This is a genomic window from Streptomyces sp. NPDC057302, from assembly GCF_042667685.1.
Taxonomy (GTDB): Bacteria; Actinomycetota; Actinomycetes; order Streptomycetales; family Streptomycetaceae; genus Streptomyces.
Window position 1 is genome coordinate 52,032 of sequence record NZ_JBHUZJ010000007.1, and the last position, 22,299, is coordinate 74,330.

32 protein-coding genes are annotated in these 22,299 nt (G+C 67.9%); 29 read left to right on the forward strand and 3 right to left on the reverse strand.

From position 1 onward, the window contains the following. The first annotated feature begins 97 nt into the window (after window positions 1-97). Both ACFUPX_RS07735 and ACFUPX_RS07740 read left to right on the forward strand, forming a co-directional pair. Window positions 98-868 (forward strand): hypothetical protein, encoded by a 771-nt coding sequence (locus ACFUPX_RS07735; RefSeq protein WP_383317676.1) that lies wholly within the window; start codon window positions 98-100, stop codon window positions 866-868. Next, the gene (locus ACFUPX_RS07740; RefSeq protein WP_383317678.1) at window positions 855-1,466 is read left to right on the forward strand and encodes a hypothetical protein; all 612 of its coding nucleotides are present in this window, start codon (window positions 855-857) and stop codon (window positions 1,464-1,466) included. The genes ACFUPX_RS07735 and ACFUPX_RS07740 overlap by 14 nt, the downstream gene beginning before the upstream one ends. Window positions 1,467-1,639: 173 nt before the next feature. On the opposite strand, the gene ACFUPX_RS07745 is transcribed toward ACFUPX_RS07740, so the two are convergent. Then, window positions 1,640-2,548: a hypothetical protein gene (locus tag ACFUPX_RS07745; RefSeq protein ID WP_383317681.1), complete on the reverse strand. Its 909-nt coding sequence runs from the start codon at window positions 2,546-2,548 to the stop codon at window positions 1,640-1,642. 532 nt (window positions 2,549-3,080) lie between these two features. Here ACFUPX_RS07745 and ACFUPX_RS07750 point away from each other — a divergent pair. From ACFUPX_RS07750 to ACFUPX_RS07765, 4 genes are all read left to right on the forward strand, one after another. Then, a complete protein-coding gene (locus ACFUPX_RS07750; protein WP_383317683.1) occupies window positions 3,081-3,389 on the forward strand; it encodes a hypothetical protein in 309 nt (102 codons plus the stop codon). A 75-nt stretch (window positions 3,390-3,464) separates the two neighbouring features. Further along, window positions 3,465-3,776 carry a hypothetical protein gene (locus tag ACFUPX_RS07755; protein WP_383317686.1) on the forward strand — a complete coding sequence of 104 codons (312 nt, stop codon included), beginning with the start codon at window positions 3,465-3,467 and terminating at the stop codon, window positions 3,774-3,776. A 238-nt stretch (window positions 3,777-4,014) separates the two neighbouring features. Next, window positions 4,015-4,518 (forward strand): hypothetical protein, encoded by a 504-nt coding sequence (locus ACFUPX_RS07760; RefSeq protein ID WP_383317689.1) that lies wholly within the window; start codon window positions 4,015-4,017, stop codon window positions 4,516-4,518. A gap of 313 nt (window positions 4,519-4,831) precedes the next feature. After that, window positions 4,832-5,134, forward strand: coding sequence for a hypothetical protein (locus ACFUPX_RS07765; RefSeq protein ID WP_383317692.1), 303 nt, complete (start codon window positions 4,832-4,834; stop codon window positions 5,132-5,134). Window positions 5,135-5,411: 277 nt separating this feature from the next. On the opposite strand, the gene ACFUPX_RS07770 is transcribed toward ACFUPX_RS07765, so the two are convergent. After that, the gene (locus tag ACFUPX_RS07770) at window positions 5,412-6,029 is read right to left on the reverse strand and encodes a hypothetical protein (RefSeq protein ID WP_383317695.1); all 618 of its coding nucleotides are present in this window, start codon (window positions 6,027-6,029) and stop codon (window positions 5,412-5,414) included. A 108-nt stretch (window positions 6,030-6,137) separates the two neighbouring features. Then, the gene (locus ACFUPX_RS07775; RefSeq protein WP_383317698.1) at window positions 6,138-6,470 is read right to left on the reverse strand and encodes a DUF6233 domain-containing protein; all 333 of its coding nucleotides are present in this window, start codon (window positions 6,468-6,470) and stop codon (window positions 6,138-6,140) included. Between the two features lie 466 nt (window positions 6,471-6,936). On the opposite strand from ACFUPX_RS07775, the gene ACFUPX_RS07780 reads away from it, so the two are divergent. The 23 genes from ACFUPX_RS07780 (at window position 6,937) to ACFUPX_RS07890 (ending at window position 22,276) form a co-directional block, all read left to right on the forward strand. Beyond that, window positions 6,937-7,224, forward strand: coding sequence for a hypothetical protein (locus ACFUPX_RS07780; RefSeq protein ID WP_383317700.1), 288 nt, complete (start codon window positions 6,937-6,939; stop codon window positions 7,222-7,224). A gap of 218 nt (window positions 7,225-7,442) precedes the next feature. Next, a complete protein-coding gene (locus tag ACFUPX_RS07785; protein ID WP_383317702.1) occupies window positions 7,443-7,910 on the forward strand; it encodes an IS110 family transposase in 468 nt (155 codons plus the stop codon). Window positions 7,911-7,944: 34 nt separating this feature from the next. Continuing rightward, a complete protein-coding gene (locus ACFUPX_RS07790; protein WP_383317705.1) occupies window positions 7,945-8,871 on the forward strand; it encodes a hypothetical protein in 927 nt (308 codons plus the stop codon). Between the two features lie 78 nt (window positions 8,872-8,949). After that, window positions 8,950-9,132, forward strand: a complete 183-nt coding sequence (locus ACFUPX_RS07795) for a hypothetical protein (protein ID WP_383317708.1) — start codon at window positions 8,950-8,952, stop codon at window positions 9,130-9,132. A gap of 92 nt (window positions 9,133-9,224) precedes the next feature. Next, window positions 9,225-9,506 (forward strand): hypothetical protein, encoded by a 282-nt coding sequence (locus tag ACFUPX_RS07800; RefSeq protein WP_383318029.1) that lies wholly within the window; start codon window positions 9,225-9,227, stop codon window positions 9,504-9,506. Next, window positions 9,503-9,832 carry a hypothetical protein gene (locus ACFUPX_RS07805; protein ID WP_383317711.1) on the forward strand — a complete coding sequence of 110 codons (330 nt, stop codon included), beginning with the start codon at window positions 9,503-9,505 and terminating at the stop codon, window positions 9,830-9,832. The genes ACFUPX_RS07800 and ACFUPX_RS07805 overlap by 4 nt, the downstream gene beginning before the upstream one ends. A 134-nt stretch (window positions 9,833-9,966) precedes the next feature. Continuing rightward, window positions 9,967-10,284, forward strand: coding sequence for a hypothetical protein (locus tag ACFUPX_RS07810; protein WP_383317714.1), 318 nt, complete (start codon window positions 9,967-9,969; stop codon window positions 10,282-10,284). Window positions 10,285-10,677: 393 nt separating this feature from the next. Continuing rightward, entirely contained in the window at window positions 10,678-11,172 is a 495-nt protein-coding gene (locus ACFUPX_RS07815; RefSeq protein ID WP_383317717.1) for a single-stranded DNA-binding protein, read from the forward strand. An 87-nt stretch (window positions 11,173-11,259) separates the two neighbouring features. Continuing rightward, window positions 11,260-11,400, forward strand: a complete 141-nt coding sequence (locus tag ACFUPX_RS07820; RefSeq protein WP_383317719.1) for a hypothetical protein — start codon at window positions 11,260-11,262, stop codon at window positions 11,398-11,400. Window positions 11,401-11,953: 553 nt separating this feature from the next. Continuing rightward, window positions 11,954-12,256, forward strand: a complete 303-nt coding sequence (locus tag ACFUPX_RS07825) for a hypothetical protein (RefSeq protein ID WP_383317721.1) — start codon at window positions 11,954-11,956, stop codon at window positions 12,254-12,256. A gap of 639 nt (window positions 12,257-12,895) precedes the next feature. Then, a complete protein-coding gene (locus ACFUPX_RS07830; RefSeq protein WP_383317724.1) occupies window positions 12,896-13,354 on the forward strand; it encodes a hypothetical protein in 459 nt (152 codons plus the stop codon). A gap of 236 nt (window positions 13,355-13,590) precedes the next feature. Next, entirely contained in the window at window positions 13,591-13,995 is a 405-nt protein-coding gene (locus ACFUPX_RS07835; RefSeq protein ID WP_383317727.1) for a hypothetical protein, read from the forward strand. Between the two features lie 213 nt (window positions 13,996-14,208). Next, window positions 14,209-14,466, forward strand: a complete 258-nt coding sequence (locus ACFUPX_RS07840; RefSeq protein WP_383317730.1) for a hypothetical protein — start codon at window positions 14,209-14,211, stop codon at window positions 14,464-14,466. Window positions 14,467-14,519: 53 nt separating this feature from the next. Next, window positions 14,520-15,044 carry a hypothetical protein gene (locus tag ACFUPX_RS07845; RefSeq protein ID WP_383317733.1) on the forward strand — a complete coding sequence of 175 codons (525 nt, stop codon included), beginning with the start codon at window positions 14,520-14,522 and terminating at the stop codon, window positions 15,042-15,044. A 460-nt stretch (window positions 15,045-15,504) separates the two neighbouring features. Next, the gene (locus ACFUPX_RS07850) at window positions 15,505-16,059 is read left to right on the forward strand and encodes a hypothetical protein (RefSeq protein WP_383317736.1); all 555 of its coding nucleotides are present in this window, start codon (window positions 15,505-15,507) and stop codon (window positions 16,057-16,059) included. 424 nt (window positions 16,060-16,483) lie between these two features. Further along, window positions 16,484-17,044, forward strand: a complete 561-nt coding sequence (locus ACFUPX_RS07855) for a hypothetical protein (RefSeq protein WP_383317739.1) — start codon at window positions 16,484-16,486, stop codon at window positions 17,042-17,044. Between the two features lie 367 nt (window positions 17,045-17,411). After that, window positions 17,412-18,167: a hypothetical protein gene (locus tag ACFUPX_RS07860; protein ID WP_383317742.1), complete on the forward strand. Its 756-nt coding sequence runs from the start codon at window positions 17,412-17,414 to the stop codon at window positions 18,165-18,167. A 116-nt stretch (window positions 18,168-18,283) separates the two neighbouring features. Further along, on the forward strand, window positions 18,284-19,429 hold the full coding sequence (locus ACFUPX_RS07865) for a hypothetical protein (RefSeq protein WP_383317744.1): 1,146 nt from the start codon (window positions 18,284-18,286) through the stop codon (window positions 19,427-19,429). A 16-nt stretch (window positions 19,430-19,445) separates the two neighbouring features. Then, window positions 19,446-19,589: a hypothetical protein gene (locus ACFUPX_RS07870; protein WP_383317747.1), complete on the forward strand. Its 144-nt coding sequence runs from the start codon at window positions 19,446-19,448 to the stop codon at window positions 19,587-19,589. 151 nt (window positions 19,590-19,740) lie between these two features. After that, window positions 19,741-20,010 carry a hypothetical protein gene (locus ACFUPX_RS07875; protein ID WP_383317750.1) on the forward strand — a complete coding sequence of 90 codons (270 nt, stop codon included), beginning with the start codon at window positions 19,741-19,743 and terminating at the stop codon, window positions 20,008-20,010. Between the two features lie 180 nt (window positions 20,011-20,190). Then, window positions 20,191-20,394: a hypothetical protein gene (locus ACFUPX_RS07880; protein ID WP_383317753.1), complete on the forward strand. Its 204-nt coding sequence runs from the start codon at window positions 20,191-20,193 to the stop codon at window positions 20,392-20,394. Between the two features lie 31 nt (window positions 20,395-20,425). Further along, complete coding sequence (locus ACFUPX_RS07885; protein WP_383317756.1) at window positions 20,426-21,793, forward strand: hypothetical protein; 1,368 nt, start codon at window positions 20,426-20,428, stop codon at window positions 21,791-21,793. Window positions 21,794-22,027: 234 nt separating this feature from the next. Beyond that, entirely contained in the window at window positions 22,028-22,276 is a 249-nt protein-coding gene (locus tag ACFUPX_RS07890) for a hypothetical protein (protein ID WP_383317758.1), read from the forward strand. The last annotated feature ends 23 nt before the right edge of the window (window positions 22,277-22,299 follow it).

Sequence of the window (22,299 nt, forward strand, 5' to 3'; positions counted from 1 at the left end):
CCTGCCCGAACGGCGAGCAGCGAATATCGAACGGCATTCGGCGGGTTCGAGTCCCGCGCCAGGTACCAGCCCCAGCAAATTCTTTGAGAGGAGAACCATGCCCACGACCGTAAGCACGGCAGACCGCAAACAGGCAGTCGAAGAGCTGGCGCGGTACGGCCTCAACCCCGAGCGGTACAACGTCGCCGGGATCGTCCGCGACGCGTGGATCACCGGTAACGGATCGCAGGCGACATGGCGGGCGGCTGTCGAGAAGAACCGTTACCCGTTCTTGGTCGGGGACATGGTGCGCATCGTCCTCCTGCAGAACGGCTTCCCGCAGCGCATGTACGGGCGCATCGAGGGATTCGTCATGGAAAACGGACGGGCGTACCGGCGGCGGGTGCTCAACCCGCACTCAGCCTATGTCGACCTGTTCGAGAGTTCGTGCTGGATTCGGCCGGTCAGCGAGATCACCCCGGAACTCGACGACTTCGAGATCACCTCCGAGCACGAAGTTGTGCACCGGGACGGCCCGGTGCACAACTTCGGGATCTTCCACTGCGCCAGCGGGGACCATGGCGGATATCCCCCGCCCGCTGACGTGCTGGTGACCCACAAAGCCTCCGGCACCAAGAGCAGGTTCTGCAACACCTGCAACATCCCTCATGTCCGGGCCCGGCTCGGACATGAGATGTGGCAAAACCGGAAGCTGTACCGGGAAACCATCCGGGAGTTGACCGAGCGTCCGGAGGTGATCACCGGCCCGATCGGCAACTACGACGCGAACCTGAACCGCCGCTGGGCGGACGCGTTCCCCTACCTGGTGCCGGCCAAGGCCGCTGAACTCTACAAGCAGTGGAAGGAGCAGCAGAGTGACGATGCCTGAAATCTGGCTCGTGCTCCAGCAGGAGATCGAGCCAGATCTGTTCACTGACGAGGACGCAGCAGCAATTCGAACGGGCGCTCTCCGGGTCTACGGCATCGTGCTTATCGATGAGCGCACGGACGAGAACTTCGACGACCACACGAAGTGGGTCGAGTTGGACTCGTGCTGGAGCTACATCGGAACTCCCGGCCACGACAACGTGTATTCGGACCCCCGCAACATCCAGCACGAATGGCTGCGTTACTACGCCACCGACATGTGGGCGTTCGCCTGCGGAGTCGTGGAGGGCGACCTGGTCCGCCACGACGGCCAGATCCACTGGGTGATGACGCCCGAGTTCGCCGACCGGGACTACGGATCGGTCGGCACCGCCACCGGCTACCTCTTCCTCGTGCCGACGGCGGGCGGATATCCCACCCGTGTGTGGCTCGGCGACGCGCAGCCGGTGAAGGAGCTCGGCGTGCGAGTCAGCGCGCCCAGGTGCGCCACGGTCGTCCATGACCCGTACGACCCGCCCGAGGATCAGTGCACGGGTGTGGCGACGCACACCCTTTTCTACTCGCTCAGGGACCCGAAGACGCAGGCCGCGAGTACATGACCCGCTGGGCTTCATCGTTTCCTCGACGGCAACGAACTGGACGACGACGGCGGGGTCGTGGGTGTAGAGCCCGACCCATCCCTTGTACGTAGTGCGGCCGACGGCCGGGGCGTCCCAGTAGCCGGTGACGGCCGGGCCGTCCTCCAAAAACTTGAGGATCGCCCGGTACGCCGTCATCGCCCGTCTCCGCCGGCCGCGGCGCTCTCGTCGGCGAACGGGCTCGGCGAGTGTGCGACGACGTCCGGGTGCAGCGCGGGTGCAGTCTCTTTGAGGTCGGGGTGGGTGGCGGCGACCTCGCGCAGCAACCGGGCGAAGGTGACGTGATCGAGCCCGCGGCCGGTGCGGGAGACCAGTAGCGGGCCCTCGGTCTCGGTGGAGTGCGGGGCCTTGTGGGTGCGCACCGGCAGATACTTGTCCAGGGCCCACACCAGCGGGCGGGGGATGGAGGTGAGCGGACCGACGGCGGAGGCGCTGTTGTTCTTGACCGGCAGTTTCCAGGTGGGACCGGCCTGGTTGTCGCGCTGGACGTACTGCATGGCGGCCGCGATGGACTGGCCCGGGCGGAGGCCCGCGAGGGTCATGTAGGTGGCGAGGCGGGCGCGTTCGGGGTGGGGGCCGCGGTAGCGGTCGGCGGCGGTGCGCAGCGCGTCGGTCTGGAACCGGGTGAGGGTCTCGCGCGCGGCCGGTGGGGTGGGCCCGGCGAGCACACGCCGGGGCGGCAGGTTCCAGCGGGCGGCGCCGAGGTCATCCTCGCAGTGGGCGTAGAAGCTGCGGACGGCGGAGACGGCGCGGCCGCGGGAGGTAGCGGCGAGCGAGGCACCGTCGAAGGCGGTGAGGCGTGCGGCCCAGTCCTGGATGTGCAGCGGCTCGAAGTGCCAGACGAAATCGCCGATGTAGGTGAACCAGTCCTGCATCCAGACGGGCGGGGCGTCGATCCCGGCGAGGTAGAGGCCGTAACGGTACTTGGTGTCCTCGTCCCAGACGCGCCCGATGACCTGCTGGCCGTCGAGCCGGACGTACGAACCGGCGAGCCAGCCGTGCAGGATCGCGTAGGGGTCCGGGGCCTGGGTCAGGGAGTCCATCCCGATACTCTACGAATCGGGCGTGCTGTCCCGGTCCGGAAGTCCCGGCTGGTCCTGTTGCAGCAGCTGACCGTCAGGGAGCAGATCACCCTGCCGCAGGAAGGCGGCCATCCACAGAACTCCCTCCACGAACCCGTCCCTGTGCTCGGGTGACGCGGCGCCCACGTTGCTCGCCTGGTACCGCTCGGCATAACCGTCGGCCCACCGGGCGACTGCCAGATGGTTGCGATAGATGTCCGCCTACGGGCCAGTAAACGCCTCGGCTGCCCTTTCAGGACACCAGTCGATCTCTGTCTTGTCGAAGTCGAGGAGCTGCTCGTCGCTTTCTTCCCATGCCTGAAAGCTATCCATCAGGCGGCCGGAAACAGTTCACCCTCCGGGCGCGGGTCGGGACTGCACACGGCCGTATCCGTAGAAGCGCTGAACTTTAAGGAACAGACCGGTGCTCCTTTTGCTCCTACGACAAGACGCACATCAAGAAGCATTGGGCCGAGCTGACGCTGGCCTCGATCATCGAGCAGGAGGGGCACCAGTGAGCGACGTGCAAGAACACCTGGCAAAGATGCTGCGGATCGTCGGCATTGAGAAGGTCACCGCGCGGAACATCGAGAAGGTGTGGGTCCGCATCCGGATGTGGGAGGTCGCCGTCCGGTGCTCCCGCTGGGACGCTGATGCCGACGATCGGCAGTTCACAACGGTCGAGGAAGTCCGAGAGAACGTCGGCGTGGCCGCGGCAGACGGCACGAAGAAGCTGACGGACGTACAGTTCGACAGGCAGCTCGCCTACAACGTTCGGGCCGAGGCCGAGAAGTCGTACACGTCCCTCACCCGCCTCAACTGAGTACGTACTCAGGGAAGACGAGGCCTTCGTCCAGGAGAACGGGCGCGTTTTCATCTTCAAAGGAACTCTTGACCAATGAAGATCGCCATTGTCGGCTCGACCGCGCTGCTCACCACGCCGTGGAGCAGCCTCCACCACATGCCGCTTCCCGCGCCGAGCGTCTTGGCCCAGGATCTCGTACGGTCCTACCGTCTGATCGGACGACTACAGCAGGCGCACCAGACAGAAGGCAGCGCAGAAGAGTGGCAGTCCGCAATGAGGATCATCACGGAGGCAGCCGCAGCACGGGTCAGGGCCAGCTCCAGCTATACCGAGAAGATCCCGCAGCTCGCTGCCGACAAGACGTACCTGATCGACAACGGGCTCTACCACGAAGACGAGCGGTAGAACCAAGGACACCACTACGACTCGGCGGCTCACCAGGTCTGGTGGGCCGCTTTTGCTATCCCTAGAAGGAGTTCCGCATGACCATTCACATCGGTGAGCCGGCCGTCACCTACTGCTTCAACGACGCCCGCGTGCCCGTCGACAAGGACGCCACCTGAACGTCCGGACTGCTTCCGTCCGCTCGTTCGGGGGCGCGGCAGCGACCGTCCGGCCAGTACGTAGCGACGAGAGGACATCCGTGACCAGCAAGACCCAGGCACCCGAGCTCGACGGCGTGAACTGGCGCAAGTGGGCTTCCGAGCGGCCCGGCCGCTACAAGTACAACGTCGGGATGCTCAAGCCAGAGGAGACCACCAGCGGGCTCGGCTACATGGTCGACTGCAACCAGCGCGAGACGAAGTGGGCCGCGTACCGCTACACAGCCGACAACTCCCAGTGGTGGGCCGCGCACGGGGACGGCAACCCGCGGGACCTCGTCGTCCGCCTGGAAATCGCCGACGGCAAAGATTATGCCGCCGTACAGCAGATCGACGACCGCACCGCCGCCTTCGCGCAGCTCGCCGCGATCGACTGGAACAACGTTCCCGTCGCCGCTGGCGACCACCACGTCTCCCGCCTGCTCGCCGACAAGATCGGCGACTTCAAGGACTACTACCAGCCCGGGCACACGCACCTGCGCTCGATTGTCGAGGGCTGGCTCACCCGCTACTCCGCCGCCCACGCCTACCGACCGGAGAACTGACCACAACCCGACAGCTCTGGACCACCGCTCACCTCAGTGCCGGTGACCTCGTCGAGAACGACGTGATCTCCACCCGCCCGGTGTGGAGATCACGTAACCGAGGTCCGGCTGGAGGAGGCGAGTCGAGTTTTGCAAGAAGTACCCCGACGCCAAGGAGGGGTACAGCAACTACTTCCACGGGCCCGAGCTCCACGCCCTGCTGCCCCTCCTGCACACCGACGAGACCGGACTGATGGAGGAGTGCTTCTACCCGCACAGCTCCCCGAAACCTGGTCCCCACTCAGGTCCCGGCCGACACCACCAAGGAGTGATCATGACCCGATACACCCTCGTCGAACACGAGACGCTCCCGAACTTTGTCGTCGCCGCCCGTGTCACCCCGAAGCTGGAGGCCAAGGCCAAGCAGCACATGGGTGTGATCTTCGACGACTACGCGAAGGCCGACACCGCCGCGGACGAGATCAACGACTGGGCCTGCGTCCAGGCAGTCGGCACCGAGCCGGTCTACCCGACCCGCACCGCGCACCTGACCGGGTTCTCCTCGAGGTGCCGGGTCGACGGACGCCGTCTCTACATTCCGACCACCACCCCCGACACCGCGATCAAGGAGAGCTGAACCGTGCAGGAGCCGGAGTTCAACCCGCCCTACGGCGGCGCCATAACCACGTCACCGGTCCCGCCGAGCATCACGGCTACCTGCACATGATCGCCTGGGTCGTAAAGATCGGGTCCCACGCCGAGTACATCCAGGATCTGTGCGCGAAGGCGAGGGCCGCAGGCGCCCCGCTGGACACCCCAAGTCGGCTTGTACGTCAGGGTCTCGGGGTGGTGTCGCGCTTATGTCGCACGTCCGGCGAAGGCCGGCGGCACCGGGGCCAGGGTGCTTTCGCCTCTTACGAAGACGTCCGGGAGGCGCGGCGTCGCGCCCACCAGGACAGCCGTGGTGCGGTGGCTGCTCGGACGGCCTGCCCGAACACGTCCAGGGCCGCCTCCAGGCGCGCGGTGTTCTCCACGTCCCCAGCGGCGTTGAGCAACCGCTCGGTGGCGGCGGCGACGGCCGGGTCGGGGTAGCGCATCAGCGGCGCCGCCGCAGCGGCGACCCGGGCGAGCGGTTCCCGTACGGCGGCCACGGTCTGCTTGGTCGCCCGGCGGTCCCAGCTCAACAGTTCCGCCGCATGCCCGAGGCCCGACAGCATGCTCAGCCCGTCCGTGCCGCCCGCGATCCGAGCCCGGGCGGCGCCCCCGGCGAAGGCGAACGTGGCCAGCAAGAACGACCGCGCCCGCTCAGCTGGACCTTCCCACAGCAGACGGTTGGCGGCGGCCGCGCCCTGCAGTTCCGCCAACGCCACCGTCAGCGCGTCGGCCTGTACCCGCAGGGCGCCGATCTCCGACTGCTGATTCTGACGGTTGCGGGCGCGCACGGTCAGCCACGACGCGAGGACGGCGATGATCGCCCCAGACACGAGCGCACTGTTGGCCAGACTGTCGGCCAGATCGATCAACTTCTCCATGGCCGAAGGCTGACTGCGTACCCGCCCCGATGGCCAGCTCATTGCGCACCTGACGCACAACACGTACGCGGCTGTTGCCCCAGGTCACCCTGGAGAGTGACCGTCAGGTCAGCTGGCGTCGCCGACCTGGTCGAAGCCATGGTCGAAGCCCCGCAGCGACGGCTCCAGTTCCTGCGCGGCGCCGCACAACGAGCACCGCCTCACGTCTGCCTTCTCCACAGCGTCCAGGGCTTGGTTCACCGCCAGGACGGGCGCGCCCTGCGGCGCCTCGTCACAGTCGGGGGAGTGCAGGATGCCGCGGTCGGGGCCGCGTCGGCCGTCCAGCCTCTGGAGCACCCAGCCCGTCGGTCGGCGAGGTCCGAGGATCTCCCGCTCGATCGGCGGCAGCTCAAGCCGGGTGGTGGGGACGTCGTCGTACGAGACGCCGTCGACGCGTTCCACGTGCGCCCCGCCGTCCGGGCCCGCGGCCGTGGACGGGAGGGCGTGCCGGAGACCGCTGCGGGCAATTTGGGCGCTCTGATGTAGAGACTTCGTTCCAGAAGGCGTGCGTGACGATCGTGGTGGTCAACTGGCGCCCCCGTTCCCGAAGTTCAGCAACAGCCTCCGGCTCCTGCTCCGTCCAGCCCGGTGAGTCGGGGCGAGCCGGGGACGTGGCCAACCAGTAGCCCTCCGGGCGCGACCAGGCGTCCATCGGCTTCACGCTGTACGGCAGCGCCTTGAGCAACCTGTCGCTCATCAGGGTAACGAGAGCCTCCAAAGTGCTGCGACGGAGCCCCCTATAGGTACGCACACGTCGCGGGCCGCGCATCGGTCGACACGCACCTGCCAACCAGTCCCGAGCTGTTCCCCGTACGCCCTGTGTATGGGGAGCAGCTCTCTTCACCATCGCCAGCACAGAGGCGACCACTTGTTCACCATCCTTCGGGTAGCGCTCGTCACCCCCGCCACCTTGGACGCCGACGCCTACCAAGAGTTCTGCTGGGGCGCCGACCTGGAGCGCGCGGACACCGGATACGGGCTGCTCCTGGCCTTCGACAACCACAACGGTGACGAGTTCACCGCGCTCGTCGACGACGTTGAATACGTACGGCTACTGACCGAGACCTCCGGGATCGTCGTGCCTGCAGACAAGGTCACCCACGTCCTGCGCAACTGGCCGGACCTGCGTCCCGAAGCCCCCACCGTCTGGCCCTGACACGGACCACACCCGGCCAGCCGGCCGGCCCGGCCGGTTCTCCGCGCAGCAGGTCGGGGCGGGCGCCAGCGAGGGGGAGGCCCGCTGGAGACCGGGCACGAGGACGCCGTCGATGCGGTAGCGGGCCGTGCTCGTTCGTCCCGCTGGAGGAGCGGGCCGGCGCCGTCCGGGCCGACGCGGCGCTGCGCTGATTCGACCTGGACGGCGCAGTTGAGGCGGTGGCGCTGTGGACCGCCCGCCGCCACCAGGCCCTGGACGCCGAGATCGGCCCGCCGGTCAAGCAGGCAGACCTCGCGATGCCGGAGCTGTTCGGAATCGGCCCCGAGACTGTCGGCCAGCTGCTGGCCTCAGCCGGGGACAATCCCGAACGCATGTGGTCCGAGAGGGCGTTCGCACACCTCGCCGGTGTCGCTCCGATCCCGGCCTCGGCTGGCCACACCCACCGCCACCGCCTCAACCGCGACGGCGACCGGGCCGCGAACAACGCGCTGCACGCCATCGTGCTGGTCCGGATGCGCTTCGACGAATGCACCCGCGCCTGTGTCGAACGCCGCGCCAAGGAAGGGCTGTCCAAGGAGGACATCGTGCGCTGGCTCAAGCGAATCGTCGCCCGCGAGGCCCATCGCGCTCTGACCGGCACACCGACCACGCACATCACTCAAAGCAACCTCGCTCCAGCTGTTTGACAGCTATATGAGCGTCCCGAGGACGGAGAATCCGATGAGCACCAAGCTGTACGACGGGCTGCGGCTAACCGCGCACGCGCCCGGCCTCTTCGAACTCACCCGCGTGATCTCCAAGCGCATGCGCGAGGTCTTCCGCGAGCTGGCTGTACCCATCATCGCCAGGAACGTCGCCCGCGTCGTCGACGACGCCGAGATACGCGAACGCGGCATGGGCGGCCCCCTGCACAACTACCTCGTTTACCGAGCCCGGAAGCTCTGGCTCGACGAGCAGGCCGGACTTGATGACCGCATGACGTTCCACGATCCGCTGCGCTTCAGCATCGTCTTTGGTCAGGTCGATGACGAGTACGGCACGCGCCGGCTGGCTTACCCCTTCGCCGGGAACCGCGCGTACACCGACGCGCTCATGGCTCTCGAAGCCAACGGACGGCCCCTCTTCATCGATTACCACTACCAGAACCAGGCCGAACGACCGGATGAGATCCGGAAGGACGAGTGGAAGCGCCGCCACGATGACTGGAACCATCTGCTGGACGCCGACGACCGGGACACCGACGGCACCTTCGGGCATCTCCCCGCCTGGCAGCTCCCGGACAGCATCGACGGTGTCTTCGACGCGGTGCTGCTCGGCTACAAGGACACCACCATCGATCTGAACGCGCACCGCACCATCGAGCACCGCATGCGCCGGGCACTCAACCGGGCGGTGACCCTCGACCTGGACCTCGACGAGGTCAGCGGCATCAACAGAGTGCTGACCCGTAACCAGTGCATCGAGCGCGCGATCTCTCAGTACCTCGACACTGCCGAGGGTAAGGCCATGCCGCGGCCCGCGCCACTGCCGGGTGCTCGGGAACTCGACGTCATGATCAGCGAGTTGTCGCCCGTCTATGAGCCTCCACCTGGAGCCGTTGCCCGGATCGGCGAGCTGTATCGCGAGCAGGCGCTGGCTGGTGATTGATCTGGATCGACGCAGTCGATCCGGAAATGGATCTGGAGGGGTATCGGCACCCCCCTCGCCCACGGGTGCGATCGCTTCGTGGACCTTGCAGCAGGTCAGGTCGAGACCGAGCGCCTCGCCGATGACTTCGTGGCCAACGCCGGAATGCACGGCGCGAACTACCCCGAGCTTGGCGCCTCCCGGGGCATGACTCACCAGGGCGTACGCAAGCGCTGGCCCCACCCGGTCACCACCGAGGCTGTGAACCCATCCCGGTGGTGAATCGTCACCGCCGCGAACCGCAAGGTCCAGGAGGCACCCGCTGGCGACTTCCTCGCTGCCAACACCACCACGACGGACGGAGACACCACGTGATGCTCGCGATCGGCGCGCTGCTCGGCTGCGCCGCCACTCTGTTCGTCCTCGCCCTCAGGCGCCGCCTGACCCGCACGCCGCACTGCGGGTGGTGCGCGACCGCCTCGAACTGGTCCACCTCCCAGCACGACACTCTGCTCTGCCGCGGCTACGTCCAGGGCCGCCGCCGCGAACGACTGCGCGACATCAGGTACGGCCGCCCCGTCGAGGAGCCGAACCCGTGGGGCGAGGCATACCTGCTCGACGAAGAGATCGCCCAGCGAACGGGAGCCGACGCATGAGACCTCAGACCACCACAGCCGCCGCCGCGTTCGCCCAGGCGCTCGCCGAGCTGGCCGACGGATACCAGACCGACCCGGAGGGCACCGTGCCCGTGATCGTCACGGTCTCCGACCCAGTGACCGGCGAGCAGCACCCGGTCCCGATCGAGCCCGGCCAGCTCGACTGGGTGACCGCCCTGGTACGGGGCGAGCTGGACACCTTCCGCGCCGCCCACTCCGACGGCACCGGCTACTGCGGGCACTGCCGCGGCACCGGCCTCGCGGGAGGAACCGATGGCGCCGCCCTGCTCGGCGAGCTGCCCGCCGACGACGGGAGCCGCCCGTGACATCCGCCACCAGCCTGCCGCCCCGCCTTATCGCTCGTGCTTCAGTCCCACGGAGCATGCGTAGGCGGAGGAGACATCAGCTGATCGCGCCCGTGGGCGTCCGCAATCCACATCACGAGAAGAGCGAGATCACCATGGCTGAGTCCACGACCACCGTGAAGTACGACGTCACCGTCAAGTTCAGCTGCATCGAGCTGACCGGGTCGCTCGTGCACGACGACGAGCACCGCGTGCTGGAGCTCGAAGACGCCGAGGGCCCCGCCGAGCCCATCTCGATCAGCCTGCAGAGCTACGGCCTCACGCCCGAGCCCGGCAACGTCTTCATCAAGGACTGGTCCGAGCACTCGGGTCTGACGGCTCGCCTGGCTCAGGCGGGTCTGGTAAAGCCCGTGCGCGGGCTCACCGTCGGGCCCTTCAGCTCCGCGGCCTACGAGGTTCAGGTGACGCTGTGAGCGTCGGGATCCTCATCGCGGTCGTCCTGGTCCTGGCGCTGTTCTGGTTCACCTTGGCGGTTATCCGCCGAGACAGGATGTCCGATCTCGAGCACTCCTATCGGCTGGCCTGCAAGAAGAGCGACAGCGCCAGAGGAGCAGGTGGAGGCCGATCTGCGGGACGTCCGGGCATGACGTCGGGGGTCTGGGTCGGGGGAGTGGCCGGTCACTCAGCGAGGAGCGCGAGCCTGATCGGCGAAGCCGATTCGGGACTCGGAATGACAAGGCATTCGATCAGCACAGCTGATTCGGATGGTGGCATGACAGACAACTGAACATCTCAACAACCCACCCAACTGCGCGCAGACGACGACGTCGATCCGGGCGCTGCGCTGTGTTCAAGGAGAATCCCATATGCCGAACCCGAACAGCACCGCATCCGTCATCGGCCGCTTGGCGAACGACCCGAAGGTCTTCGAGAACAAGGACGGCTCCAAGAAGGTCATGCTCACCGCCTTCGTCGACCGCGGCTACACCGACCGTCAGGGCAACCGTATCTCCGACGCGCTGCCCTTGGAGGCCTTCGTCCGTACCGAGACGCAGGGCGCCGGGCCGTTCGCCCGCGTGCACAAGGGCGACCTGGTGAGCCTCAGCTACGAGCCCCGCATGAACCGCTACACCAAGAACGGTGTGGAGGTCTTCGAGCTCAAGCTGGAGATCCAGAACATCTCCTTCCTGGAGTCCCGCGCCACCACCCAGGCCCGCCTGGCCGAGCGCGTCACCAAGGCCGAGGCCCAGAACCAGAACCTGCAGGCTCAGGCTCCCGCCCCGGTCGCCGCTGCTGCGCCCGTCGCCGTCGCGCACGCCAGCGCCGTACAGGACGAGCAGCTGCCCTTCCCGACCGCCTGACCATCTGTCGAGCTTCACCCCTCCCGGCGGTCCTCGTTGAGCTCACAGAGCGCGCCCCATCGCCCTCACCACACGAAGGAGCAGCACATGCCCAAGTCCCGAGTCCGTATCAACCTCATCGGCAAGACCCCCAAGCCGCAGTCCCGAGTCCGTATCAACCTCATCGGCAAGTCCCCCAAGCCGCAGTCCCGAGTCCGTAGCAACCTCATCGGCAAGCGAGACAAGTAACCCACCTGCGGGCCCGGCCGACGCCGACAACGGCCCAGCATCTGGCCTGTGTGGCATCGGCCTTCAGGACCTGGTCGTGGTCTTGATGGCCCACGTTGTCGTGTTGAGGGATGCGGGTGTCGATGCAGCCGAGCGGGCCTCGCTCGGCCCGCTCGGCGCGGTGGCGACGGCCGCGTTCCCGAAGGGCAGCCTGGCGATCCGGGTTCGGGATGAGCTGGGCCGTTGCTTCGCGACGAGGAGTTCGCGGACCCCCGCTGACACCGCGGCATCCCAACCGCCCCTGGACTGCGCCCCGCTGCCCCCCGGACCTGTTCAGGGGCACAGACGGAAGCCGCCCGCCTGCAGAGAATCAGTCCCGCGCTGGTCTTGCTCCACGCTGCCAGAGATCCTTTCCCGCCGCTCGACGGGATCCGTGCCGATGGACAGGAGTCTCGGCCGACATCGCGTCGGCGCAGCACGGAAGTTTCGGCGGTCGGTGTCGATGCCCCTGCGGGGCCGTGCCCGCCCAACTCACCACCACCACCCACCCAACTCGCCCGAACAGGAGAACGCGTTGAGCACTACAACCCCGACCGTCCACGCCCGCCGTCCCCGCCAGCAGCCCGTAGACACCGAGATCGCCGCCCTGGACCTGGGCAGCGTCGGAGGAATCCGCGAGGCCATCGACCTCTTCGCCCGCAGGATGCTGAAGGCCGCCGCGATCGGGCACGACCGCGACCAGCGCACCCACGCCACGACCGTCCAGGCCCTCAACACTCTGCTGCTGGACATGCTCAACACCCGCTGTCCCGTCTGCCGGGGCAAGGGAGCGCTCGACCACGCCGCGTGCCCCAACACCGCCGCCCACAGCTCGTAAACCCGCCCCCTCCGAGGGCGCCCGCTGGCGCGGCCTGCTCTTCGACTCCCTCAAGCGGATCTGACCCCACTGCCGGCCAGACCCCGACTGTTTTTGAGTCATCAGCACAGCTGATCCGGGCGATCGACAACAGACCCGCCACAGACTTCTGCACGGAGCGGTTCGAACCCGTAGTGCGTCGACTAATCGTCGGCGTACGCCAGTTGGCACGCCGTGTAGACCGACCGCGGAAAAGGTTCGATTCCTTCAGTCCTGCAGATGATCCCTGTGGCGTGTCCCTGGAGATCTCCGCGGCTCCGGCTTCCCCAGCACCCCGGTGCGCGCTCTGCCTTCGGGCAGCAGCTGCGCCGGGGTGCTGTGTTTTTCTTCTTCGCGGTTCGCCTTGCTCGTCCCGTGAAGGCAGTGAGGACAAGGGATCAGCGGAGCTGATCCGGATCTGGCGTTGAAGAACATCCTCGTCGCGTCAGGAGCCGAGCCATGGACTGCCCGAACTGCGCCATCGACATGGAGTCTGCCCACGGCGTCCGTGCCAGCAAGAAGGCCGAAAAGGTCACGCACACGTGTTCCGAGTGCGGCTACAGCGAGACGCGCTGAGCAACTCCTCCTTCCCTCCGATTGCAAAGAGACAGGAACAGCATCGTGTACGAGAAGCCCGACCTGGACACTCCGCTCGCCGACCTACGCAGCGCCTTCGCCACCGAGATCGCCGCCCTCGCCAGGAAGCACAAGAACTTCGTCCGGGCACAGACCGTCACGAGCACCGGCCACACCGTCCTGTTCACAGGCATGTGGGGTGACCACGTCGGTGCCATCGAGATCACCGCCCCGGATGGCCAGGGAGTCCGCCGCGCCGACGGCTGGAAGATCGGCAAGATCGCGGAGGTCGCCGCGTTCCTCTGGGACGCGATGGAGCAGGACAGGGCCAGGGCGGCCGAGCGCGAGCGCTTCGTGGGCCTCAAGTCCGTGAGCATCACCGCTGTGGACGCCTCCTGCCAGACGCACGGCAGGGAAACCGGCAGATATCACCTCACGACCGAGCAGCTCGCTCAGGTGCTCGCGCTGGCCGAACGCCTGGCTGCCGCGAATGCGGCTGAGTGAAAGCGGGAGGCGCGCCGCGCGCAGCGCCCTGGCCAGCGCTTCCCCCGGAACGGCATCGACGCCGGGATGGCGGCACTGGCTGACGAAGCCGGACGATCTCGTTCACCAGGACCTTGCGGCCTTGGAGGCCGCACGCATCTACGGTGTGCGCTGCGACCTCGACGAGCTCGCCTCCTTCGAACCCATGCCGGCGGCCCACCCCCAGCACAAGCACTGACCAAGGAACACTGACTACCATGAGTTTCCTCAGCCGCAATGGCTTCATCGAGACCGAAGAGCAGGAGCAGGCCCGGCTGGCCCAGGCCCCCGACGGCTCGCTGAACCACTACCTGTCCACCCTGCCCGTGACCATCGAAGAGTGGCCCAAGGACCTGCTCGTCGAGCTGCCATGGGCGCCACCGCACACTGGCCGGCCCTACCGCGTCGTCGCGGTGCCGATCGAGTTCCGTGGGGACGCTCTGCCCGAGGGCGTCGAGGAGGAGCCGCTGCCGCGCAAGCGCCACTCCGGCTCCTGGACCTGCGCCGTGGTGTACTCCAACCACCCGAGCTACCCGGTCGGCGGCTACCGCATCGTCGTCCCGGCCGCCGAGCTGGCCCGCGGCCGGAGGATCGACCTCGCCGGGGTATCGGCCCAAGCCTGACCCAACGGGCATACCGCACCGCCGCCCCATCGGCCCCCGCAGGGATCACGCCGTGCGGGGGCTCCTCGTTCTCGCCCCCCACCAGACTGAAGCAGAAGGCAGACGCCATGTCCTGCACCAGAACCTGTCCCGACCTCCTCGTCCTCGTGGCGCTGCGCTCTGTTCCCTGACCCCACGCCCTTCAACACCACCCAGCAGAAAGCAAGTTCCGCTATGCCGACCGTCAGTGAAGAGCAGAAGATCGACGCCGTCCACCGGCTGGGCGTGATGTCCGAGCGGCACCCCGAGCTGAAGCGCCGCGTGGCGGACGCCCGGCTCGAACTCGCTGCCGTCATTCTCGCCATGGACGCCGTCGATGAGCGCATCCAGGCGGGGGAGAAGATCCACTCGCTGCAGGAGCAGGCCGCCGTCGAACAAGCGAAGAACACCCACGCTCAGGCCTTGGCGGACCTCCTGCGAGGCGAGCACTGAGCCGCACTGGCTCGTCCTCGCAACCATCACCGAACCGCACAGAGGGGCCCCTCATGCCCGGTGCACCCGAATACACGCCCCGCAGCGTCTACACGCTGGAACCGCACGCTGATTTGGTGACCGTCGAGAACGGATACATTGCGATCGAGGCCATCGTCGAGCGCGTCTACGGCAAGCCGTACAGCTCGCTGCGCGGATGCCAGCGGGACGACGAGCACATCGGCAATGACAGCGTGAAGCTCTACGAGCTCACCTCCGATGAGGACTACCTGCAGGCACTCGGCGACCTCGACGGCGCCAAGATCTATCTGGGTTGGGATTCCCGCACCGGCGAGAGCGCCTTCAAGACCGGCATGACGGAGCTGGACTACTGGTTGAGCATCCGCATCACCGACGAAAACACACCAGCCACCGTCGAGGCGAACCCGCCGGCGACGCAAGACCTTGCGAACGCCGTGTTCGAGGACCGGTTCTTCGCCGATCGCGCCTTCTCGCCGTCGCTGCGGCTGGTCCTGGCCGATCTGATCCGCCGCGGCGAACTGCCGCGCGGCGACTACCTGTTCCGACACTGGTGGTGATCGAAGCGGAACGAAGGTTGGAACCATCGCTCAGTCTTAGACATCCGTCTCCGACGTCGCCGAGTACATCCTGCAGAAGCACACCACGGCCGAGCCCGATCGGCCGACGATGAAACTTCAGAAGATCGTCTACTACTGCCAAGCCTGACACCGTGCCTGGGCCCGATGGATTCTCCGACGCGCTGGCCGCGCCTCAGGGCTCCCCGCCGACTTCCTCCATCAGTAGCGAGGCGGCCCGCAGACGAGACGCCGCTGCCCGCCAGCCGCAGCCCATCGAGCGGACACCCACATGGCCCCGCTCAAGCCGCACCAACACGTGAACTGAGCGCGGTCTTGCGGCCGCTGCCTCTCCGGCTCATCGAAATTCGCCAGAACTCCGTCCGGTGCCGTGCTCCCCATAGCTTCCGGGTGGCGGCCCACCCCGAGCCGCCCAGCCCCTTCACAGAGACGAGTCGCAGACATGACGATCAACGAACCGTTTCAGCCGCTGACTGCAGAGCAGCGAAGCCACATAACCGCGCGCTGCCGCAAGTTCATTTCCCTGAAGGCGAACCTGGAAGGGGTGCCGAACAAACAGTACGTGGAAATCTTCGGCAACCTGGCCAGGGCCGTCCTCGACGCCCTCGCCCAGGGTGTGGCCGACCTCAGCGGCGGCAACCCTTTCGCCGTCACGGCCTTCATCGACGCTACTGACGAGCGACTCTCCGCGACGGTTGAGAGCGACGGTTCCCGTCTTTACGACGACACGGCCTCTACCCTCGTCGGCCAGGTGATCTTTGCTTCGCGGGCGGCGTATCACACGGCGGGGGTCGTGGCTCGTACCACGGAGCCTGACGGCAGCAAGGCCGTTCAGGCGTGGAAGCTCGTGGACGGGCATCCGCTGCCCCTCCCTGCGTCGATAGCTGCCCAGATGTGTGCAGTCGATGTGAGGACCGGCAAGCCCCAGAAGCCGCAGCGGGACATTCGCCACACCGACGCCTTCGACATTGCGCCGCTGTTCCTGCGCCTTCCTTGATCCGACGACCCTCCGCCCGGCACACCGGACGGAGGGCGACCCGGCGTCGATCGCTCGGCGCCGCCTCCGCGCCTGCCCCATCTGAACGGGAAGAGAAACCCGATATGGCATCACGCCACCGTGCTGGCGTCAGGCCGACCCGACGCCGACGCCACGCGTTGCGAGCACGAGGTGAAGACCTCGGGCCGGCCCCGCGCCCCCGAGTCCGGCTGCACCGGCCGCACCCAGTTCCAGATCGTGTGCCGTGAGCACAGCACCGTCGGAAAACCGCACCCCCGCAAGCTGTTCGCCGGCCCGGCGGTCGCCGCGCAGCGCCAGGAGCACCGCGCCGCCCTCGCCATCCACTGCCCCCACAACCTGACGCCCGCTTTCACGGCCCGGGACGCCCTACGCGTCCCGGCCCCCCGCATGGGAGGACACGTAGATGACCACCTTCATGGACCGCTTCGCCGACCGCGTCACCGAGGTCACCACCGAACTCGCCACCCTGGACATGCCGCTCACCGTCCCGGCCGGGCCCTTCACCACCGATGGGTACGGCTGGATCGACTTCACCCCGGCGATCGACCGCTCCGGTCTCGCCTGGTGTACCGCTGTCCGGATGCTCGCCGACCACCACCACACCCCTCTCTCCCAGCAGATCCTCAGCGCCGACGCACTCCTGAGTGAGCTGGGAGTCCCCGGACTCGCCACCCTGCACCGCGACCTGGTCGGCGCCCCCATCGACTACCGATTCACGCCCTGCCCCTACTGCGACGGCATGGGCGAAGACCCCACACTCCCCACCTGCGAACAACTCGGCTGCCGAATCCCGACGAACATCGCCGACCACCCCCACGGCTGCCCTGTCTGCCGGGGCGAGAACTGCGAGCCCGACTACTACGCGGGGCGGCAGATGGACGAGGCAGAGCAACTGTGGGCCGAAGCGATCGCGGCCAAGACACCGCCCCGCCGCTCGTGGCGCACCCTGCTGCACCGCCGCTGAAGAACCCCCCCCAGCCCGGCCCGGGGCGGCTGCCGACTGGGCGGACCGTCAGGCATGGCTTGCCGCCGACCACTTCCGCGACACACTCGCCAACGGAATCCGGGCAAGGTGGGTGATGATCTGTCGCTACGCAGCCGATCTGCACGCCGCGACCTTGCGCGCCCGCCGCGAACACCGCACCGGCGCCATCTCCTGAACTCTTCTGGTGGTACCGGCTCGGCTCCACCTGGGACCTGATCCCTGCATATCGCACCGCGCTCTGCCTGACCGACCAGGGCGCCTGACACCCCAACCCCCTTACCGCGCACTGCACCTGGGCGGGGCGTCCGCGGTCACGTAACCCGAACCAACCCGAGGAGAACCCCGCATGTCCACGTTCACCGCACGCCCCAGCCTCACCAAGACGCGCCCCGCGTACGACAGCCACACCGGCGCGATGCACCGTGACGCACTCCAAGCACTCGGGATCGTGCACCACGTCGACAAGCCGTGGCGCGGACTGCCTCATGAGTACCTGGTGTGCAGCGGGCCAGGACGTGCGCGGGTGTGGATTCACTGTGCGGCCGACCCGTTAGCCCGTACCCCGGAGGGTCATCGGTTCACCGATCACTACGACCTGCCCACGGTCGCACTGTGGGCCGTGGTCGCCGTGGTCACCGATGACAAGTCAACCCGGTTCGTGTTCAACGGGTGTGGCGACGAGCACATGCCCGCAGCGAGCGCAGGCATGCAGGCAGGGCAGTGTGCTGCTGCCGTGGCCGAGCACTTCGGGCTGACGGTGCCGGAGCCCGAGTACACCTGTCTGCACTGCGCGCGCGTTATCGAGTGGATCGAGGCCGACGGGCAGCGCGCTTGGTACGACTCGTCCAACTGGATCGGGTGCGTGGACGGCGAGAGCCTGCACACCCCGGAGCCGCTGTGCGGCTGGTGCGAGGACTACGGGCTGATCGAAATCTTCGACGATTCCACCGACGCCCTGAAAGGGCACACCACGTGCGACAACGCGCCATGTGTCGCCCGGCGCATCATGCGCAGCGATCAAGCCGAGCGCGAGCGCAAGGCAGCGCAGGCGCAGGCTGGCGCGCACGAGTGCACCGGCCCCCTGTGCTGTCCCCCGTTCTAACCCTCATGGGGCCCTCACCCCCTGCGACGAGTGCGGGCCGGTCGGCCGGTTCGAGACCAGCCGGGGGCACCCAGCACGAACTCGACCACGGCAGCAACCCGAGAGCAACCCTCAGCATGCCCACGCAGGCCCGCAGCATCGTCCGGGAGATCGTCACCCACTCGTACCGCCGGTATACCCCGACCAACGACCGTGCGCCGGAGGGAACCGAGTACGGCGTAGACGGCTGGCTGTTCGACCTGCCCGGCGAGACGCTCAACGGCCGCCGGTTCCCGCAGCGCCCCTATGCGGCGTACCAAGTGACCAAGAACGCGGAGTTGGTCTGGATGGTGCGCGAAGTCGGTGGCGAGCGGCGGCAGGTCGGCAGCCACAGCACCAACCGTAAGGGCGCTCTCGCGCTCGCGGTCGGTGCGGTTGCCCACGAGAGAGAGAAGACGGCCGCCGTGACCGCCGCACCGGCAACTCGCGACCAAGGCACCCGCGCACACGGCGCCGCGCGGCGTATGGCCGCCGAGGGCGGCGAGCGTACCCAGGTGGCGGCCACCATGGATGAGCGGTTGGAGCGGATGCGTGCGGGCCAACTCGCCGCCTTGCCGACCGTCGCAGAAATCCGGATGGCGTACCCGCTCGCCGGTGGGGGCGCCACGATGCGGCTGATGACCACCGAGGGCAGCACGGCGGAACGCCACATGATCCCGCTCACGGAGCGCGGCCCAGCCGGTCGGGAGAACGACCCCGCCGGGATCTACCTGGACGCCATCACCGACGGGGCGAACACGGAAGGACTGAAGATCGCCGCCGGGTGGCACCTGATGCGGCTCGGCTTCAACTACGCCCGAGGCTCGGCCTGGTCGCCGTACACCGGCGGCGCGAGCAGCGAGACGCAGTGGAAGGAGTGGGCGCCGATGCTGCCCGACGGGCACCGGTGGCCGCACACGGTACGCGTCGCCATCACGGCGACGGCCGAACACCTCGCCTACATCGACCGCGCGTACGGTCCCGCGCCGGAACTGCCGGACCTTCCGGCCGGTATGAGCGCGCACCCGTCCAGCCCGCGTTCCTGGCAGATCTGCTACGCCAACCGCCGCTTCTGGCAGCTCTCCTACCGGCCCCAGATGGGCGGCGACGTGTGGACCCTGTACGCCGACCCGGCCCGCACCAAGTCCCTCGCCAGGGCCGACACCCCTGGCGAACTCCTCGCCACCATCCCCGCCCGTGACGCCGAAGCGCAGGCCCGTGCGGCGGCCCGCAAGGACTACTGAGACGAGATCCGACACGATGACGGTAACGATCACCGCGGCGCGCGGCCGGCTGGTCCGGCGCCACACGGCCAGCATGCGGCGCGCGGTCAGCGTCGTCCGCTTCACCCGCGCCACCCAGTACAGAGGGGGCCGGGGCAAGGCACGCGTCACCCCCGCCTGAACCGCGCGGCCCTGGCCAAGCTCCCCACCTGACACGCCATGCGGCCCCGGGACATGCACAACCCGGGGCCGGTCCAAACTCCCCCAGAAGGCAACCGGCCATCTCTCATCGAGACGGGGAGACGGGGAGACGGGGAGACGGGGACAACCCTATGACCACCCTGCCCACGAGCATCACGGCCGCCCGGAACCTGGCTGACGCGCTGCGCGATGGCCGATGGGACACCGTGCCCCGGCTCAACACGGTGTGGCAGCGGGCCGACCCGATCGGCCACACCCTGTGGCACGCCGCCGCATCGGCAGCGGCCGGCGGCGAGATGCCCAAACCCTGCGAGTTCTGCGCCTCTTGTCGCGAGCGGGCCGCGGACGCCGAACGGTTCGTGCGCGCGAACTTGATTACGACGACGGTCACCGCGTCCTGACATCGCATGTAGCTCGAATCCGACTGGCGCCACCTGACGGCGGGCAGCACCCCCACCGAGCAGCGGCGTGCCGCACGCCGGCTCGCCTTTGCCGCCGACACCGCCGCCCTCTGCCTGCAACTATGCGACCAGTACCGCGCCACCGAGGTTATCGAGGCGGAGGCCGACGAGGCAGCACGGTTGCTCGCCGCCGAGGGCGACCTCACCGACGACGAGTCTGACGAGCTCGTCGACTACGTCGGCAACCTCTTCGACAGCAGCGCCGCGGCCTGGCACCCGCTGTGCAGCCACGTCGACATCCGGCACGGCCTCTACCACCTCGATCTCGGCAAGGCCCGCCAGGCAGGAATCGTGCTCGCCCGCCGCGCGGCCTCCGCGAAGTAGCCCACCCCAACACCCCCGAAGGAGCACCCTCGTGGACATCACCGACGCCATGCGCGCCGTCATGAAGCAGTACCAACTCACCGAGCCGATGGTCCGCGCGATCTACAGCGGCAGGAACCGCCAGATCCTCAACTGCGGCCCCCGCTCCGAAAAGGCGCTCGTCGACCGCGGCATGATGCACCCCGTCAACTCCGCCCTGACCGACAGGGGCATGGAAGTCCTCACCGCCCTCCAGGTCGCCCAGGGCATCACCACCGCGTCGGCTCGGGAGCCGATCGAGGGCGTCATCGTCACCCACGCCGGCACCACGAAGGGCTCCCTGCCCAGGCACGCCGACCACTCCGACGCCCGCGCCGCCATCCAAGCCCTGGACAACCTCAAGCTCGCCGAGCTGACCAACCACTTTGACCCGGAGGAGGGCGCCGACGTCCGCGGCTTCATGGTCGAGCCCCGCGGTCATGGCCGGGTCGACGTCTACTGGGTGTTCGCTGGCCGCATCCGCGACCACAACGGCAACCCCTTCAAGGTCGAACTCCAGATCGCCGCCGACAAGCTGAGCACGGCCGGTTGGCGGATCGAGTCGAAGTCGGTGTTCTGTGTGTTGGCCTGGCGGCCCATCACCGAAATTGCCGAGGAGCCGGTCACCCCCGACGGCTGGACCCCGATGCCCGTGCATGTCCACGCCGGTGACCTGGTCGAGGCGAAGACCGCGACGGTCAACGGGGAGCCGAAGACCATCACCGTCCGCGTGGACCGCACGCCGTGGCTGGTCAACCGCCGCAGGACCGCACTGAGCGACGGCACCGGCCTGATCCCGGTGTTCACCGACACCCTCCGCGTCGTGGACGAGACGTCTGTATCCCCGGTTCTGCCCACCATGGAGGAGAGCGCTGCGGCTGCCAAGGCATTCTTCGCCACCCAGCCCCGGGAAGTCCTCCACGAGGAGGTCACCTACACCCTCCAGACCCGCCAGCATGGCGGCGAGTGGCAGCACCTGTACACCCCGCATGCGGCGAAGACCCTGGACGAGGCGCAGGAGACCATCGACGACATCAAGGCTCTGTCCGAGCCCGGCGGGGAGTACCGGCCCGTCGAGGTCCGCCGCACCCTCACCGCGCTGCCCCACCAGCCCGCGGCGGCCGCCGACGTCGAGCCCGGCCCCGTCCCTGCCCGTAAGCTGCGCTCCGGCTACCGGATCCGCATCCGAGGCGATGAGCGGCACGTGTGGAAGGTAGCGTTCGACCGACAGACCCGCTCCCTGCGCGTCTATACGGTGCCGCCGAAGGGCGAGAACCCCGAGTTCTGGGCGTACGGGATGTGCGTCAAAGACACCGTCGAACTGATCGCTGTCGGTCCGGCCGTGGACGTCACCGGTCAGCTGGTCGACGCCGCCCACTGACGCGCAGGAGCCGATGGCGGCCGAGCTGGTGGAGGCACGGCTGGGGCCGGAACTTCGGGGCCGCGAGTGATGCGGCGGGCATGATCGCACTGCACCTTGCCCCCTTGTGCGCCTAGACGCGGACAGCCTCGCGCCGGGGGCGGCCATCACTGCCCCGACCATGGCGAACGGCAACAGTCGACAACAACATCGATGGGACCCTCGCTGAGCCCCCGATGCGGATGTCTCCCGCCGGTGTCCGGGCCATGGACGACCTGCGGCATCGACATCGACGGCTTCAACGGCATCCTTGTTCGCTCGACCATCCCGCCACTGTGGCTGGGCCTGCGCACTGACCCTGCTTCACCGTTCCTCGTCCAGATCGTCAGCGAGTTGGACGACCAGTACCCCGACACCGTCACCTGGCAGTTCTGGAACGGCGAGCAGTGTGAACACCCCGACGAACGTGGCCCACGCATTCCGTTCGGCTCAACAGCGCCCTGATGTACGACCAGGTCGCCGTGAAT